At 63.8% G+C, this 15,615-nt stretch carries 13 protein-coding genes; 8 read left to right on the top strand and 5 right to left on the bottom strand.

Annotated elements, in window-relative coordinates:
- Positions 1-19 precede the first annotated feature (19 nt).
- Both OKW20_RS18400 and OKW20_RS18395 read right to left on the bottom strand, forming a co-directional pair.
- Positions 20-784: an N-acetylmuramoyl-L-alanine amidase gene (locus tag OKW20_RS18400; RefSeq protein WP_043615869.1), complete on the bottom strand. Its 765-nt coding sequence runs from the start codon at positions 782-784 to the stop codon at positions 20-22.
- Positions 781-1,488: a J domain-containing protein gene (locus tag OKW20_RS18395; RefSeq protein ID WP_043615866.1), complete on the bottom strand. Its 708-nt coding sequence runs from the start codon at positions 1,486-1,488 to the stop codon at positions 781-783. The genes OKW20_RS18400 and OKW20_RS18395 overlap by 4 nt, the downstream gene beginning before the upstream one ends.
- Positions 1,489-1,918: 430 nt before the next feature.
- Here OKW20_RS18395 and OKW20_RS18390 point away from each other — a divergent pair, with 430 nt between their 5' ends.
- The 3 genes from OKW20_RS18390 to OKW20_RS18380 all read left to right on the top strand — a co-directional run bounded on the left by OKW20_RS18390 (position 1,919) and on the right by OKW20_RS18380 (position 5,063).
- Complete coding sequence (locus OKW20_RS18390; RefSeq protein ID WP_043615863.1) at positions 1,919-3,136, top strand: pyrophosphate--fructose-6-phosphate 1-phosphotransferase; 1,218 nt, start codon at positions 1,919-1,921, stop codon at positions 3,134-3,136.
- A gap of 128 nt (positions 3,137-3,264) precedes the next feature.
- Positions 3,265-3,900: a LysE family translocator gene (locus OKW20_RS18385; RefSeq protein WP_429174035.1), complete on the top strand. Its 636-nt coding sequence runs from the start codon at positions 3,265-3,267 to the stop codon at positions 3,898-3,900.
- A 116-nt stretch (positions 3,901-4,016) separates the two neighbouring features.
- Positions 4,017-5,063 (top strand): transglycosylase SLT domain-containing protein, encoded by a 1,047-nt coding sequence (locus OKW20_RS18380; protein WP_429174033.1) that lies wholly within the window; start codon positions 4,017-4,019, stop codon positions 5,061-5,063.
- Between the two features lie 67 nt (positions 5,064-5,130).
- Here the strand turns inward: OKW20_RS18380 and OKW20_RS18375 are convergent, their stop codons facing one another.
- Entirely contained in the window at positions 5,131-6,483 is a 1,353-nt protein-coding gene (locus OKW20_RS18375; protein WP_429174032.1) for a serine hydrolase domain-containing protein, read from the bottom strand.
- Between the two features lie 141 nt (positions 6,484-6,624).
- Positions 6,625-8,184 carry a putative bifunctional diguanylate cyclase/phosphodiesterase gene (locus OKW20_RS18370; protein WP_429174030.1) on the bottom strand — a complete coding sequence of 520 codons (1,560 nt, stop codon included), beginning with the start codon at positions 8,182-8,184 and terminating at the stop codon, positions 6,625-6,627.
- Positions 8,185-8,362: 178 nt separating this feature from the next.
- On the opposite strand from OKW20_RS18370, the gene OKW20_RS18365 reads away from it, so the two are divergent.
- From OKW20_RS18365 to OKW20_RS18345, 5 genes are all read left to right on the top strand, one after another.
- Positions 8,363-9,613: a DUF3419 family protein gene (locus OKW20_RS18365; protein WP_429174028.1), complete on the top strand. Its 1,251-nt coding sequence runs from the start codon at positions 8,363-8,365 to the stop codon at positions 9,611-9,613.
- Between the two features lie 36 nt (positions 9,614-9,649).
- Entirely contained in the window at positions 9,650-10,285 is a 636-nt protein-coding gene (locus OKW20_RS18360) for a class I SAM-dependent methyltransferase (protein WP_429174544.1), read from the top strand.
- A 240-nt stretch (positions 10,286-10,525) separates the two neighbouring features.
- On the top strand, positions 10,526-11,317 hold the full coding sequence (locus tag OKW20_RS18355) for a glycoside hydrolase family 25 protein (RefSeq protein WP_429174026.1): 792 nt from the start codon (positions 10,526-10,528) through the stop codon (positions 11,315-11,317).
- A gap of 141 nt (positions 11,318-11,458) precedes the next feature.
- Entirely contained in the window at positions 11,459-12,688 is a 1,230-nt protein-coding gene (locus OKW20_RS18350) for a lytic murein transglycosylase (RefSeq protein WP_429174542.1), read from the top strand.
- Positions 12,689-12,985: 297 nt separating this feature from the next.
- Positions 12,986-13,924, top strand: a complete 939-nt coding sequence (locus tag OKW20_RS18345; protein ID WP_429174024.1) for a DMT family transporter — start codon at positions 12,986-12,988, stop codon at positions 13,922-13,924.
- A 743-nt stretch (positions 13,925-14,667) separates the two neighbouring features.
- Here the strand turns inward: OKW20_RS18345 and metF are convergent.
- The gene (metF, locus tag OKW20_RS18340) at positions 14,668-15,615 is read right to left on the bottom strand and encodes a methylenetetrahydrofolate reductase [NAD(P)H] (RefSeq protein WP_429174022.1); all 948 of its coding nucleotides are present in this window, start codon (positions 15,613-15,615) and stop codon (positions 14,668-14,670) included.

Genomic DNA, 15,615 nt, shown 5'->3' with positions numbered 1-15,615 from the left:
GACGAAAAATTCTTCCGCGTCAGGCGATGAATTGCGGCAGCCCGGAAAGCAGGCGATGGAGCGTATCGAGGGTTGAGATGTCGGCGATGCCGTCCACCCTCTGTTGCCGGAAATGCCTTTGGAACGCGGCAACGGCGCCCTCGGTTTTTTCGCAGAAATCGCCAGTCACTTCAATGCCGTAGCCATAGAGCGACAGCATCGACTGGATGGCCTCCACCGGCTGGCCGCGGTCGCCGCGCTGAAAGAAGCGCCCGCCGCCGATCGGCGCCGGCTCAACCCAGTGCCCGACGCCTTCGCGGTGAAGAACGTGCCAGGGAAATTTTTCTCCCGGATCGACCTTGCGAATGGGGGCGATATCGCTGTGCGCCAGCACCCTTTCCGGGGCAATCGACCACCGCTGGCCACAGTCCCGACACAATTCGACGACCGCTTCGATCTGTTTCTCCGGAAAATCCGGCAGTCCGCCGGGGTGGCCGGGATTGGCGATCTCGATGCCGATCGAAGAGGAGTTGATGTCGGTTTCGCCCTTCCAGTAGCTCTTGCCCGCGTGCCAGGCACGCAGCGTCTCGGGCACGAGCTGGTCAACACGCCCGTCCTCGTGAACGAAATAGTGGCTGGAAACCTGGCTCTCTTCACGACACAGCCATTCGAGCGCCGAAGCGCCCGTCGCCATGCCGGTGTAGTGCAGCACGATCATATCCGGTGCCCGCTTGTCAGCGCGCTCGCCGAAATTCGGCGACGGCATGAAGCGAGCCCCCGGATAGTCGCAGTATTTAGACGTCATGCAGCTCGGCGTTCTTTCTCGATCGCCTCATAGGCGGCATTGAGGGCCGCCATGCGATCATTGGCGATCGCGTGGAATTCTTGCGGTACGCCGCGCGCAACCAGCATGTCCGGGTGGTTCTCGGAAACCAGCACACGGTAGCGCTTGCGGATGTCGGCGAAATCATCCTTACGCGAAACGCCGAGCACCTGATAGGGGTCGCGACCGTCGCCGTGCACGTGACGGGCCATGATGCGACCGAAATGCGCCTCGTCCATGCCGAAGATCTCGCCGACCCGCAACAAAAACGCCAATTCGCGCTCGTGAACCGCACCGTCGGACTTGGCAATGTGGAACAGGCCGTCGACGATATCTTCGAGGATCGGGCAGTTTTCTTCGCAGGACGAACACAGCGACGCCATCTTCTCGGCATAGGCCTCGTAGCCGGCGACGTCCTGGCGCGCCAGGTTATAGAGACGCGCGACGTTCTGCGCCTGGTCGGGCGGGAACTGGAAGATGTCGCGGAAGGCAGCGACCTCGGCTTCGCTGACGATGCCGTCGGCCTTGGCCATCTTGGCCGAAAGCGCGATCATCGCGACGGAGAAGGCGACCTTGCGCCGTGTCTCCGGATCGCCCTCAAACAGGGTACGCACGGCCTCGACCACACCGGCAAGCGCATTGCCGGTGGCGGTAACGATCTTGAGGAGGCTGTCCCAGAATGACATGCGAGAATCCCTGTCTCTCCAGCGTATAGCATGGACTTGTGTGGTGGCAAATTGCAAGCGGTGGGATGGTCCGAACCACGAGGATGACGAATTTGTGATGGCACCTCACTATTGTCAATCCATCGATTGGAACTTGCGACAGCTGGTAGACGGAAAGCTGTTCCCTTGGGAACACCCTAGCGATCCGAAGCGGCAAATTTATGCCGCAAAACGCGCCGAATGCACCGCCTGCGAAGGCCGCGCCTTCTGATCGCCGGTCGGCGCCTGCGACAATCGGCGCGGCGCCGGGCCTGCCCTTCGTCTCCGACGGCAGAACGCGGCCGTTCCCTCCCCGCCTCGACACAACATCCACAGGGCCGTCATTTAAATTCCATCCGATTTGCGCTATGGAGGCCGCACCCATCGCATGCCAAAGTCCCGAGGAGGAAACATGGCCAAGAAAAAAGTCGCAATGCTGACGGCCGGCGGGCTCGCACCCTGTCTGTCATCGGCCGTTGGAGGACTGATCGAGCGCTATACGGACATAGCGCCCGAATACGAACTGGTCGCCTACCGCTCGGGTTACCAGGGCGTGCTCCTTGGTGACCAGATCGAAATCACCCGCGACATGCGCGAGAAGGCCCATATCCTGCACCGCCATGGCGGCTCGCCGATCGGCAACAGCCGCGTCAAGCTCACCAACGCCGCCGACTGCGTCAAGCGCGGCCTGGTCAAGGAAGGCGAAAACCCGCTGCGTGTCGCGGCCGAGCGCCTTGCCAAGGACGGCATCTCGATCCTGCACACCATCGGCGGCGACGATACCAACACGACCGCTGCCGATCTTGCCGCCTATCTCGGCGCCAACGGCTACGACCTGACCGTGGTTGGCCTGCCGAAGACCGTCGACAACGACGTCGTTCCGATCCGCCAGACGCTCGGCGCCTGGACGGCTGCCGAATACGGCGCCCGCTTCTTCGACAATGTCAGCAACGAACAGAGCGCCGCGCCGCGCACGCTCGTCGTCCATGAAGTCATGGGCCGCCACTGCGGCTGGCTGACGGCGGCCACCGCCCGCTCCTACATCCAGATGACCGACGACAAGGAATTTGTCGACGGTTTCATGATGAACCGGCAGATGAAGAACATCGACGGCCTTTACCTGCCGGAGATGAAATTCGACCTGCAGGCCGAAGCAGACCGCCTGCGCCAGGTCATGGACCGCTCGGGCTTCGTCACGCTGTTCGTCAGTGAAGGCGCCTGCCTCGACGCCATCGTCGCCGAACGGGAAGCCGCCGGCGAGACCGTCAAGCGCGACGCCTTCGGCCACGTGAAGATCGACACCATCAATGTCGGCAACTGGTTCTCCAAGCAGTTCGCGGCCCTTCTCGGCGCCGAGCGCTCCATGGTGCAGAAGTCCGGCTACTACGCCCGCTCGGCTCCGGCCAACGGCGACGACCTGCGCCTGATCCAGAGCATGGTCGATCTCGCCGTCGAAAGCGCGCTCAACAAGGTCTCGGGCGTCACCGGTCACGACGAGGACCAGGGTGGCAAGCTGCGCACCATCGAGTTCCCGCGCATCAAGGGCGGCAAGCAGTTCGACACCTCGACCAAGTGGTTCGGCGAGGTGATGGACGTCATCGGCCAGAAGTGGAAAGCCCAGAAGCACTGAACGACACTTGCCGGCGGGTGCATAGGACATCCGCCGACAACGCCTGATTAGACGTTGACGGCTCCGCGTTTCCGTGGCTGGCTCGGCAAATTGATTGCCGAGACGCCCTCAAACGCGGAGCTTTTTTCATGTCGTTCGAACACTGGTTTGCCTTTGCCGCGGCCTCGGCCGTATTGCTCGCTATCCCCGGCCCCACCATTCTCCTCGTCATTTCCTATGCGCTCGGCCATGGCCGCAGAACCGCGGGCGCGACGGTCGCCGGCGTGGCGCTCGGCGATTTCACCGCCATGACCGCCTCCATGCTCGGCCTCGGCGCCCTGCTTGCCACCTCCGCCGCCATCTTCACCGTGTTGAAATGGGTGGGCGCTGCCTATCTCATCTGGCTCGGTATCAAGCTCTGGCGCGCGCCGGTGGCCGCCGGCGGCGACGCCAACCTCGAAACCACGTCGACGGAACGCCCGCTGCGCATCTTCTTTCATACCTATGCCGTGACCGCACTGAACCCGAAGAGCATCGTCTTCTTCGTCGCCTTCCTGCCGCAGTTCCTCGATCTCGGCCAGCCGCTCTTTACCCAGATGGCGATTTTCGAGCTGACGTTCCTGACGCTCGCGATCCTCAACGCCAGCCTCTATGCAGCCCTTGCGACCGCTGCCCGCAGCACGATTTCCAAGCCGAATGTACGCCGGATCGTCAACCGCGCCGGCGGCTCCATGCTGATCGGCGCCGGGCTTCTGACGGCGACGATGAAGCGGGCCACGGCCTGAAATTCGCCCCCACGCTTGCCGCCGCCAGCCTCATAGGTTAATGGAGATTCACGCTTGGCGGCTGGCAACCGCTGATTTGCAGGGGCTACGGGGCCCAGAAGCACGAAAGTGACAGAATGGCGAATTACCGTATTTCCCTTTCCAAACAGACGTTTGGCATGGCAGCTTTGTTGTCGGCGACCATCGTCTCGGGATGCTCAACGGTAGAGCACACGTCGCTGGCAGACCTCACGGCCGTGCAGACGGTCACGCCCCTCGCCAAGCCCGGCACCGAAATGACGGCCTATGCGCTGCCGACGCCCGACGGCGTCGCCACCGCAACGAGCGCGGCCCTGACGGCGCAGACGGCAGGCCAGACCGCTGGCGTCGCCGCCACCTACCCGGTCGCGACCGATCTGGCACAGGGCGCCGAAGCTGCCCCTGCACTGGTCGCGGTTCCCGCGTCCAAGCCGGGCGACACCATGGCGCTTGCCATGATTGCCCCGACGACCCAGAACGGCGCCAGCGCGGCGATTGCCGCCGCTGAAGCCCCCTCGCCCGCCGACGCAACGCAAGTTGCATCCGCCGCCCTTTCGCCGGCGGCAACCAAGACCACGCGCGTCCAGGACCTGCCGGTCTCGACGCTCGCAGTTGCGGCCGCAATGGAATCGGACTTCGACACCGGCGAACCGGTCGGCCTCGAAACGCTGGTCGCCAACCGCATGATCGTTCCGACCGAGCGCCCGAAGACCGGCGTGATCGGCTCGACGGTGGCCGCAGTCGCCAACGTCATTCCGGATTCGATGAAGTTCACCAAGACGCCGACGAGCTCGCGTCCCGAACTCGACAAGATGATCAAGTACTATGCCGATCTCAACGGCATTCCGGTGGAACTGGTGCACCGCGTCGTCAAGCGCGAGAGCAACTACAATCCGCGCGCCTACAGCAAGGGCAATTACGGCCTGATGCAGATCCGCTACAACACCGCCAAGGGCCTCGGCTACGACGGTCCGGCCGAAGGTCTGTTCGACGCCGAAACCAACCTCAAATACGCGACCAAGTATCTGCATGGCGCCTGGATGGTGGCCGACAACCAGCATGACGGCGCAGTCAAGCTCTATGCCAGCGGCTATTACTACCACGCCAAGCGCAAGGGCCTGCTCGAAGAGCTCGGCATGAAGTAAGTCGGTCATCCGGCTTGCCCGAAGCGAAGCTGCTTCTCGACGGTTCAGGAATTCCCTTATGAGGCGCTCAATCGAGCGCCTCAATTATTTTGGCGTTGAGCTTCTGCACGTCGTAGCCAAGGCGTGAGGGCGTAAGGCCCAGCCGCACGACCGCCAGCTTCAGCGAAGGCACGAGCATGATCGCCTGGCCGTCATGGCCGAGCATCCAGAAGGCGTCCGCCGGGAAACTGCCCGTTCCTGCCCGCGCGCCGTTTTCCTCGAGCCAAACCTGACCCTGGCCGTATTTCCCGCCCGATGCCTTGGTCGGCGTGCGCATGACGGCGACATAGTCCTTCGGCAGCATCGCCCTCCCCTTCCAGACGCCATCCTGCAGCAGGAACTGCGCAAACCGCGCCCAGTCCTGCGTCGTCGCATACATGTAGGAGGAACCGACGAAGGTTCCGGCCTCGTCCGTCTCCAGAACGGCGCTCGTCATGCCGAGCGGCGCAAACAGCGCGTCATAGGGAAAGGCAAGCGCTGCCGCCGGGTCGTCGAAGGTCCGCATCCAGATCCGCGACAGCAGCGTGCTGGTGCCGCTCGAATAGCTGAAGTTCGCGCCGGGCTTTGCACCCAGCGTCCGCGTGGCGGCAAAACCCGCCATGTCCTTTTCCAGATAGAGCATGCGCGTCACGTCGGTGACGGCGCCATAATTCTCGTTGAAGGAAAGCCCGCTCTGCATCCCCATCAGGTCCGCAAGCGTGATGGCCGACCGCTCGTCCCCGGCCCATTCCGGCAGCAGGTTTCGTTGCGACGCGTCCATGCGCCCGTCAGTGATCCGAAGGCCAATCAGCGCCGCGGTCACCGACTTGGTCATCGACCAGCCGAGCAGCGGCGTCGAACGGTTAAAACCCTTGCCATAGGTTTCCGCCACCAGCTGCCCGTCGCGGATCACGGCGATCGCCCGCATGCCGGGCCCGGCGAGATCGGCGTCCTCGATGAGTTTCTGCAGGGCCGGCTCGATCGCGGCCCCCTCGCCTTCGGGCCATGCCGCACCCGGCACCGGCGCTGCCGCGGCGGTTTTCGTTTCGATCGGTGCCAGGGCCGCGGCATTGCCGTCGGGCAGGCTGGCGCAGCCGGCACCCGGACGGTAGGCCGCATAACCGGGTGCGGCAAAACCGAGGATGCGCGCCGTCACCAGTTGCTTCTCTTTGTCGACGCCGACGCGCACGAGCTTGAGCAAGGGATGGCCGGGGGCCTGCACGTCGTCGGCGAGCACCGCCTGGGCATCGCGCCCGGCGATGAAGACGTTGGAGCAGACGATTTTCGCGGCATAGCCGTCGCCGACCTTCAGCAGTTCCGGCGGCGCCAGCGCAAGCCAGCCGAACAGGCCGACGACGATCAGCGCCAGGACAGCACCCGAAATCTTCAACAAACGTCTCATGCGATCCTCCGGCCTGATGCGCAAAGAGAACCAGCATTTTGCCGCAAGGGAAAGCCCCGGCCGGCTCAACTTTTCATATTAGAAAGACGTTCAGGCGGTCGAAAAAAGTGCAGCGCTTTTCTGCCCGTGACGTGGTCTCGCTTAAGCCCGGGCCGAGCGGCGCGACTCTTCCGCCTCGCCGTCGCCGACGAGCACCGAGACGTCGGCCATAACAGGCGAAACCCAGGGACCGCGGATCTCGGCAGCACCGCAGGCCCGCGCACAATCCGCCTCACTCTCTTTCTCGACACCGCTGACGGCGATCGAAAGCCGCAGCACCTGTCCTGTTTTGATCAGGCAGGCGAGCAGGGCCACGCTGCGCTCGCTGCCATGTGCGGCACGAACGGCGGCAAGATCGACGGTCACCTGGTCGGGCTGCACGTCGGAGATTTGATTCAGAGGCAGCGACGAGGCGGAGCCGCCGCCAAGCGCGACGCGAACGCCGAGCGCACGTAGCCCCCGCAAGTTGTCGGTGACGATGACAAGATCGTCGGTCGAGACGCCCTCGGCGACCTCGATCGTCAACCGCTCCGGCAAAAGTCCGGCATCCGAAAGGCACCGCTCCACCTGGGGGACGAAATCGCGGTCGCGCAGTTGCGAGACGAAGGGTGCGATCGTCAGCCCCCTGGGGACGTTCCAGCCGGCCGCCTGCCTGCAGGCGGCTTGAAGCGCCCAGGCGCCAAGCGCCAGCGTGATCGCGCTCTGTTCCGGCGGCTCGAACGTTTCCGCGCCGATGACGCCGAGATAGGGATGCCGCCAGCGCAGCAGCGCCTGGAACCCGCCGATGGAGCCGCTTTCAACGCCGAGGATCGGCAGGAACGCGAGAAAGAACTCGTCCGCCTCGAAACCGCGCGTAAGATCGCGCTCGGCTTCCGCCCGCTGCCGCACGGCATGGCTCAGGGTTTCCGAGTGGAAGGCATGGCTGTTGCCGCTGATCGCCTTGGCCTCGTAGAGTGCTAGGTCCGCCCTTTTCAACACGTCGGATGTCGACTTGTCCGACCGCTCGATGAAGGCGATGCCGATGCTGCAGCCGGACGCGATGCGCGTCTCCCCGAGATCGAACGGCGCTTCGAACAGCTTCTCCACCCGCGTCGCGAGCATTTCGGCATCGGCTTGAGACGGCGCGTGCGCAGCCGCAAGCACGAACTCGTCGCCGCCCAGCCGGTAGATCGTCGCCTCGCCGGCAAAGGCACGCCTGAGACGGGCGCCGAACAGCGCCAGCAACCGGTCGCCGGCGTCATGGCCCAGCGTATCGTTAATCACCTTGAAGCGGTCGAGGTCGAGAAGAAGCAGGGCATTGCGGGCAAACGCGGTACCTTCTGCACAGAGTGCCTGGCTGATGTCGGCCTCGAGCGCTGCGCGGTTTGCAAGTCCCGTCAGCCTGTCACGATGAACTTCGTTGCGCAGGCGGCGCTCGGCGCGCCGCGCGGCACGCAACTCGAGTTCGAGCCGGCGCGAATAGCGCCAGCGATAGAAGGAGCCGCCGAGAATGAAAGGCATCGCGCCGGCTGCCAGCACGGCGGGAACGTCCCAGTGCGGCGCCATCTCGCCGGGAAGAGCGGTTCCACCGGCAAGCCACGCCGCAGAAACCAGAGCCCCCAATGCCGCGCCGGCAGCCGCAAATCGCTGCTCGGGCTTCGGCAGAAACGTACTTAACATCATGTCGACGCCCCCCGTATGTGAGGAGGTGCTAGCACGTCAGGGTTTAATGAATTCTTATGGGTGAAAAATTGTAGATTTGGGCTCAGGAGGCCGGCCCGACCCTTGTGGAAAGCCCGTCATCAAAGTGTAGCCGAGTCACTTTAGAAGCGCCTAAGTTTCAACTGGATGACCGGCAGAGATGAATGAACTCGCTCCCGACGTAGGCTTTGGCAGAAAAAATCCGAAGCTGAAAAACGCCCTGCTCCAGCACAAGACCTTCTCCCTCGCAGGCCTCTCGGAACGCCTCTTCGGCCTGCTTTTTTCGGGGCTCGTCTATCCGCAGATCTGGGAGGATCCGATCGTCGACATGGAGGCGATGCAGCTGACCCCGGAAAGCCGGATCGTCACCATCGGCTCCGGCGGCTGCAACATGCTGACCTACCTGTCGGCCGGCCCGCGCAGAATAGACGTCGTCGACCTCAATCCGCACCACATCGCGCTCAACCGCCTGAAGCTCGCAGCTTTCCGCCACCTGCCGAGCCACAAGGACGTCACGCGGTTTCTCGCGACCCAGGGCACGGCGAGCAACGTCCAGGCCTTCGATCTCTTCCTCGCACCGAAGCTCGATACGGCGGCGCGCAGCTACTGGAACGGCCGCGACATGACCGGCCGCCGGCGCATCGGCGTCTTCGGGCGCAACATCTACCGCACCGGCCTGCTCGGCCGCTTCATTGCGGCCAGCCACCTGCTTGCCCGCCTGCACGGGGTCAATCCGGAGGACTTCGTCCAGGCGCGCTCCATGCGTGAACAGCGGCAGTTCTTCGACGAGCGCCTGGCACCGCTCTTCGATCGTCCCGTCATCCGCTGGATCACCGGGCGCAAGAGCTCCCTCTTCGGCCTCGGCATTCCGCCGCAGCAGTTCGACGAGCTCGCAAGCCTGAGTGCCGAAAAGTCGCTCGCCGCCGTTCTGCGCCATCGCCTGGAAAAGCTCACCTGTCACTTCCCGCTGCGCGAAAACTACTTCGCCTGGCAGGCCTTCGGCCGCCGCTACCCGCTGCCGCATGAAGGCGACCTGCCGCCCTATCTCGACGCCGGCGCCTATGAGGCGATCCGCAACAATGCCGAGCGCGTCGAAGTGCATCACGCAAGCTTCACCGAGCTTCTCGCCGGAAAATCCGCCGGCTCCGTCGATCGCTACATCCTGCTCGACGCACAGGACTGGATGACCGACCAGCAGCTGAACGACCTCTGGACCGAGATCACCCGCACGGCGGATGAAGGTGCGGTCGTGATCTTCCGCACGGCGGCGGAAGACAGCATCGTGCCCGGCCGTGTCTCCCCGGCCCTGCTGGACCAGTGGCACTACGACGCCGAAACCGCGCTGCGGCTCGGCGCCGATGACCGCTCCGCCATCTATGGCGGCTTCCACATCTACCGCAAGAAGGGCTGAAACGTGCAACAGGCCGGGATCTCCCACGCGCGGCGCATGGACCACATGTACCGCTATCAGCGCCACTTCTACGATCTGACGCGGAAGTACTATCTTTTCGGCCGCGACACGCTGATCCGCGAAATGAACCCGGCCTCCAGCGCCTCGGTGCTTGAGGTCGGCTGCGGCACAGGCCGCAATCTGGCGCTGATCGGCCGCTGTTTCCCCTCGGCCCGCCTGTTCGGGCTCGACATCTCCCAGGAAATGCTGACCTCGGCCGATGCGAAGCTCAACCGGGGCGGCAACAGGCGCGCCACGCTCCGCGTCGCCGACGCGACGGACTTCAACCCGGCGATTTTCGGCGAAGGCGGTTTCGACCACATCGTCATCTCCTATTCGCTGTCGATGATCCCCGACTGGCAAAAGGCGATCGACGCGGCGATCGCGGCGCTGAACCCGGGTGGCTCGCTGCACATTGCCGATTTCGGCCAGCAGGAACGCCTGCCAACGAGCTTCCGCCGGGCGCTGCACGGCTGGCTCAACCGCTTCCACGTGACGCCACGCGAGCGGCTTTTCGACGTGTTGCGCGAGAAAGCCCGCGAAAATGGCGCCGATCTCGAGCGCCGCGCCATCGGCCGCGGCTATGCCTGGCTCGCCGTCTACCACCGCCCTTCCGTGGCGATCGCCGCCTGAGGCGGCAGACCATTTGGGCAAGTTCTTGCACCCGGCCTGACGTCGGCCTGTCCAGCGAGCGCCGAAACCACCTGGTTTTCGGCGCTTTTTAGCTTTTCGACCGTCCGCAATTCCCGCTTGAGCTAACCCAATTTTTACGATGATATGGTGAAAATGAGGTTCACGCCTCACTGGGGAAATCACCGACAGGGAAGCCATCGTGTGAGGCAGGATCATCGATCGTCTCTAGACAGGAAAATCATGCGCCGGCTTCTCCTGGCTCTGCTGCCTCTTGCCACCCTTCTTTCGGGCTGCTCGTCGACCGACTATGACCTGATGCAGACGGCTTCGATCCCGCCGCGCTTCCAGGACACCGACCCGCAGAACTTCGGCACACGCACACCGCAGCACCACAACATCCACGGCATCGACGTCTCGAAATGGAATGGAGACATTGACTGGATGAAGGTGAAGAACTCCGGCGTCTCCTTCGCCTTCATCAAGGCGACCGAAGGCAAGGACCGGGTCGATACGCGCTTTGCCGAATACTGGCAGAAGGCGCGCGCCGCCGGCATCCCCTACGCGCCCTATCACTTCTATTACTTCTGCTCGACCGCCGACGACCAGGCCGACTGGTTCATCGCCAATGTGCCGAAGAGCGCGGTCTATCTGCCGCCGGTTCTCGACGTCGAGTGGAACGGCGAATCGAAGACCTGCCGCCATCGCCCGACACCGGACGAAGTGCGCGTCGAGATGAAGCGCTTCATGGACCGGCTCGAAGCCCACTACGGCAAGCGCCCGATCATCTACACCTCTGTCGACTTCCACCGCGACAATCTCGTCGACCAGTTTAAGGAACATCACTTCTGGGTGCGCTCGGTCGCCAAGCATCCGGGTGAGGTCTATGTCGAGCGCCGCTGGGCGTTCTGGCAATATACCAGCACGGGGGTCATCCCCGGCATCGACGGCGCCACCGATATCAATGTCTTCGCCGGCTCGGCGAAAAACTGGAAGAACTGGGTCGCCGCGGTCTCGCAGCCAAAGCAGAACTGACATTCCTGCCGATAGGTGCGGCAGACAAACCCATTTTCTTCTTTCGGTCATAATGCTCTGAAAGAGCAACGACAGATTTCGTAGCGATTTGATTGCCCGTGGTGGTGCGAGGCGCCCCACGGCAAAGAAAGGAATTTCATGATGACCCGCACAGCCCGGCGCGCGCTTGCCTCCGTCGCTCTTCTGGCGCTGACCACCTCGGCCGCCGCCGCCCAGACCGCAGCCTCGACGGGCGCGAAGGCTGCCTCGCCGGCCGTTGCCTGCGGTGGCGATCTCGCAGCCTTCCTGCAGGGCGTCAAAGCAGAGGCGGTTGCCAAGGGCGTTCCGGCCGACGTCGCCGACCGGGCGCTCGCCGGTGCCGCCATCAACGAGAAGGTGCTGAGCCGCGACCGCACTCAGGGCGTGTTCAAGCAGACCTTTACCGAATTCTCCAAGCGCACCGTCAGCAAGTCGCGCCTCGATATCGGCCAGCAGAAGATGAAGGAATATGCTGACGTCTTTGCCCGCGCCGAGAAAGAATTCGGCGTGCCGGCCCCCGTCATCACCGCCTTCTGGGCGATGGAGACCGACTTCGGCGCCGTCCAGGGCGACTTCAACACCCGCGATGCGCTGGTAACGCTGTCGCATGATTGCCGCCGCCCGGAAATGTTCCGCCCGCAGCTGATCGCGGCGATCGAGATGGTGCAGCATGGCGACCTCGACCCGGCAACGACGACCGGCGCCTGGGCCGGCGAGATCGGCCAGGTGCAGATGCTTCCGGAAGACATCATCGCCTATGGCGTCGATGGCGACGGCGACGGCCACGTCAACCTGAAGAAGAGCTCGCCCGACGCGATCCTGACCGCTGCCAAGTTCATCCAGAGCCTCGGCTACAAGGCTGGCCAGCCGGTAATCCAGGAAGTCAGCGTTCCCGAAGAGCTCCCCTGGGAAAAGACCGGCCTGCAGCCGGGCATGAAGGCCAGCGACTGGTTCGCACTCGGCGTCAAGCCGCGCAACGGCGACACTGCCTTCGGCAATCTGGAAGCATCACTGGTGCTGCCGCAGGGCCGCAAGGGCGTGGCCTTCCTCACCTACCCCAACTTCAACGTCTATCTCGAATGGAACCAGTCGTTCATCTACACGACGTCGGCCGCCTATTTCGCGACCCGTCTCGGCGGCGCGCCGACCTATGAGGGCGGCAATCCGGAACCGGGCCTCGACGACACCGGCATGAAGGCGCTGCAGACCAAGCTGCAGACGCTCGGCCACGACGTCGGCAAGATCGACGGCATCCTCGGCTCCGGCACCCGCGCGGCACTCCAGAAGGAGCAGCTTCGCCTCGGCCGCCCGGCCGACGGTTGGGCGACGCTCGAACTCCTGAACGCGCTTTAAGCCCGAGCCGCCGTTTCAAAACCATGACCCCGGAGATCGGATCGATCTCCGGGGTTTTTTCATGCCGCATCGACCGACCGGATCCCGGTTGATGAGTGCCCACCGGCTCGCCCCCACTCATGCCGCCCTCGTCATCGCCGCAAGAACTGGGTGGTTCCGCCGGGCGTGCCGGGCTATGTATCATGTGTCGGAACACAACCGATCCGGGAGCGACAAGCAGGCGCTTGCGCCAAAGCGTCCACCCGGCGCGGAGAAGGACTGACGCTCGGCACGCAATCAGCACGGATAGGCATCACCATGAATGCGCGAACCACCGTCGATGGCAATCAGATGAGCGCCGGGACCTGGGCGCTGCTTGCCCTGCTCGGACTGATCTGGGGCGGATCGTTCTTCTTCGCCCGCGTTGCCGTCGCCCATGTGCCGCCCTTCACGCTGGTGTTCCTGCGCCTGGGCCTGGCGGCCCTGGCGCTGCATATCTATATCCGCGGCCGCTTCGGCATGTACGAGGCTCTTTCCGACCGCTGGCGCGAATTCGCACTGATGGGGCTGATCAACAACGCCATTCCGCACGCCTTCATCTTCCTTGGACAAACCCATATCGGCGCCGGACTGGCGGCGATCCTCAATGCGACGACCCCGGTGTGGACGGTGATCATCGCCAACATGGCGACCGAGGACGAGAAGCTGAGTTCCGCCAAGATCGCCGGCTGCCTGCTCGGGCTCGCCGGCACCGTCGTCCTGATCGGGCCGAGCGCCGTTGCCGGTCTCTTCGGCACCACAAGCAGCGTGCCGCTCTGGGCGCTGCTGCTGCCGGTGCTTGCCGCCATCAGCTATGGTTTTGCGGCGACCTACGGCAAACGCTTCCGCGATCTCGCCCCTCCCGTGACGGCCGCAGGCCAGTTGACCGCCTCGACGCTGATCGCGCTGCCCGTGGCCGCCTTTACCGACACGCCCTGGCTGTTGCCGATGCCACCCGTCGAGGTCATCCTTTCGATCCTCGGCCTGGCGCTGGTCTCGACCGCCTATGCCTACATCCTCTATTTCCGCATCATGCGTGCGGCCGGCGCCACCAATGCCTCGCTGGTCACGCTGCTGGTGCCGCCAAGCGCGATCCTGCTCGGCTACCTCTTCCTCGGCGAGACGCTGCAGGCGGCCGATTTTGCCGGCATGGTGCTGATCGCCCTTGGCCTCGCCGTGCTCGACGGTCGGATCCTGCGGTTCAGGCGGGTCGCCTGACACCTGATCGCGGTCGAATCCGGGAAAAGACCAGACGCCTGGAGTGCTTCGCACCGCGTGAAAAGGACGAGGTTTGCGGGGAATCGACAGCCGAATTTCGTCCCGCTCCGAGCCACTCACGCTCGGTTACAAACGTTTATATTAACCTTGCCGAAGCGATTGTGAAAAAAATGTGGCGGCCTGGAAACTTAAATAAAATCAGAACTATAGGCCTGTGAATAAGGCGGCGTCGGCTCACGCATTTCGCACTGCAGCACAAGTTTCCCTTTAACGTGTCGTGATTTCGCCCTATGTTTTAACGCGTTAACGCAGGGAGGGTCTTCCATGGGCCTTACACATTCGCTGAATGTCCTCATGATCAGTGCAGCGTTCGTATTCGTGGCCACGATGCTCTTCATCTGAGGAGCGGCCGCTGAGAGTCCAAACCGAATAGGGACTTAAATTTCCGGGAAACCATTTTGCAGCACCAAGCCAGTTAGACCGCCAGAGAGCTTAAGGTCTAGACGCTGCGACAAACGAGAAAGCGCCTGAAGATCGATCTTCGGGCGCTTTCCTTTTGGTGGATGCTGTCGCGAGCGGCGCGTTGCTGCGACCCGCAGCCTATCAAGCCCCAACGGGCATGGCCCCATATAAAGCGCCACGGCGATCGTTGAGGCCTGCCAGGACGCGAGGGCGTTTCGCAGCCATGCGCAAGTTCAAGACAGCGGAGCGGCCCTCGCCCGTCGCCAAAGTGCGGGCGACGGTCAGGCGGCCGCGCCGGCCGCCACCATCAGCGGTGCATCGATCGCGCCGGCTGCTTCCACGGCGACCCGTTCGAAACCGACGAGATCCAGCACGGCTGTCACCAGCGGCGTGCGGTTCATCGTATAGATATGGAAGTCGCGTACGCCGCGCCGGGCGAGATCGACGATCTGCTCGGCGGCGATGTGCGTCGCCTCCTTGAAGCGCTCGACCGGCTGGTCCTCGAGATGCACGAGCCGCGTGACGATCGCCTCCGGCACGGTGGCGCCACAGAGGCCGGCAAAATTCTGCACCTGCGCCAGATTGTTGATCGGCAGGATGCCCGGCACGATCGGAATGTTGACGCCGGCGCGCCGCACCCGTTCGAGGTAGCGCTCGAAATCGTTGTTGTCGAAGAAGAACTGGGTCAGCGCCCGGGTTGCGCCGGCATCGACCTTGCGCTTCAGCATGTCGATGTCAGCGGCCACGTCAGGGCTCTCCGGATGCTTCTCCGGATAGGAGGAGACGGAAATCTCGATGTCGTCGCCACGGGCGCGGATCGCCCGCACGAGGTCGGTGCTGCTGGCGTAACCCTCTGGATGGGGCTGATAGGTGCTGCCGATGCCGCCCTGCGGATCGCCACGCAGCGCCACGAAGTGGCGGACGCCGAAGCTGAGATACTCGTCGATCACCGCATCGACTTCCGCCTTCGGCGCGCCGACGCAGGTCAGGTGCGCCGCCGTATTGGCAAAGCCGCTTTCCGCGATCAGCCGCCGGACCGTCGTCAGCGAACGCGCCTTGGTCGAGCCGCCGGCGCCGTAGGTGACGGTGATGAAGGCCGGGCCGAAGACCGAAAGGTCGTCTGCCGTCTGGAAGAGCTGCGCTTCCATTTCGTCGGTCTTGGGCGGGAAATATTCGAAGGAGAGCCGGAGATTGCCGCGTTCGGCCGGGTAAAGCGTCTGTGCCGTCAT

This window comes from Ensifer sp. LBL, from assembly GCF_050435225.1.
Lineage (GTDB): Bacteria > Pseudomonadota > Alphaproteobacteria > Rhizobiales > Rhizobiaceae > Ensifer.
This window is presented reverse-complemented; position numbering and strand designations above follow the sequence as displayed.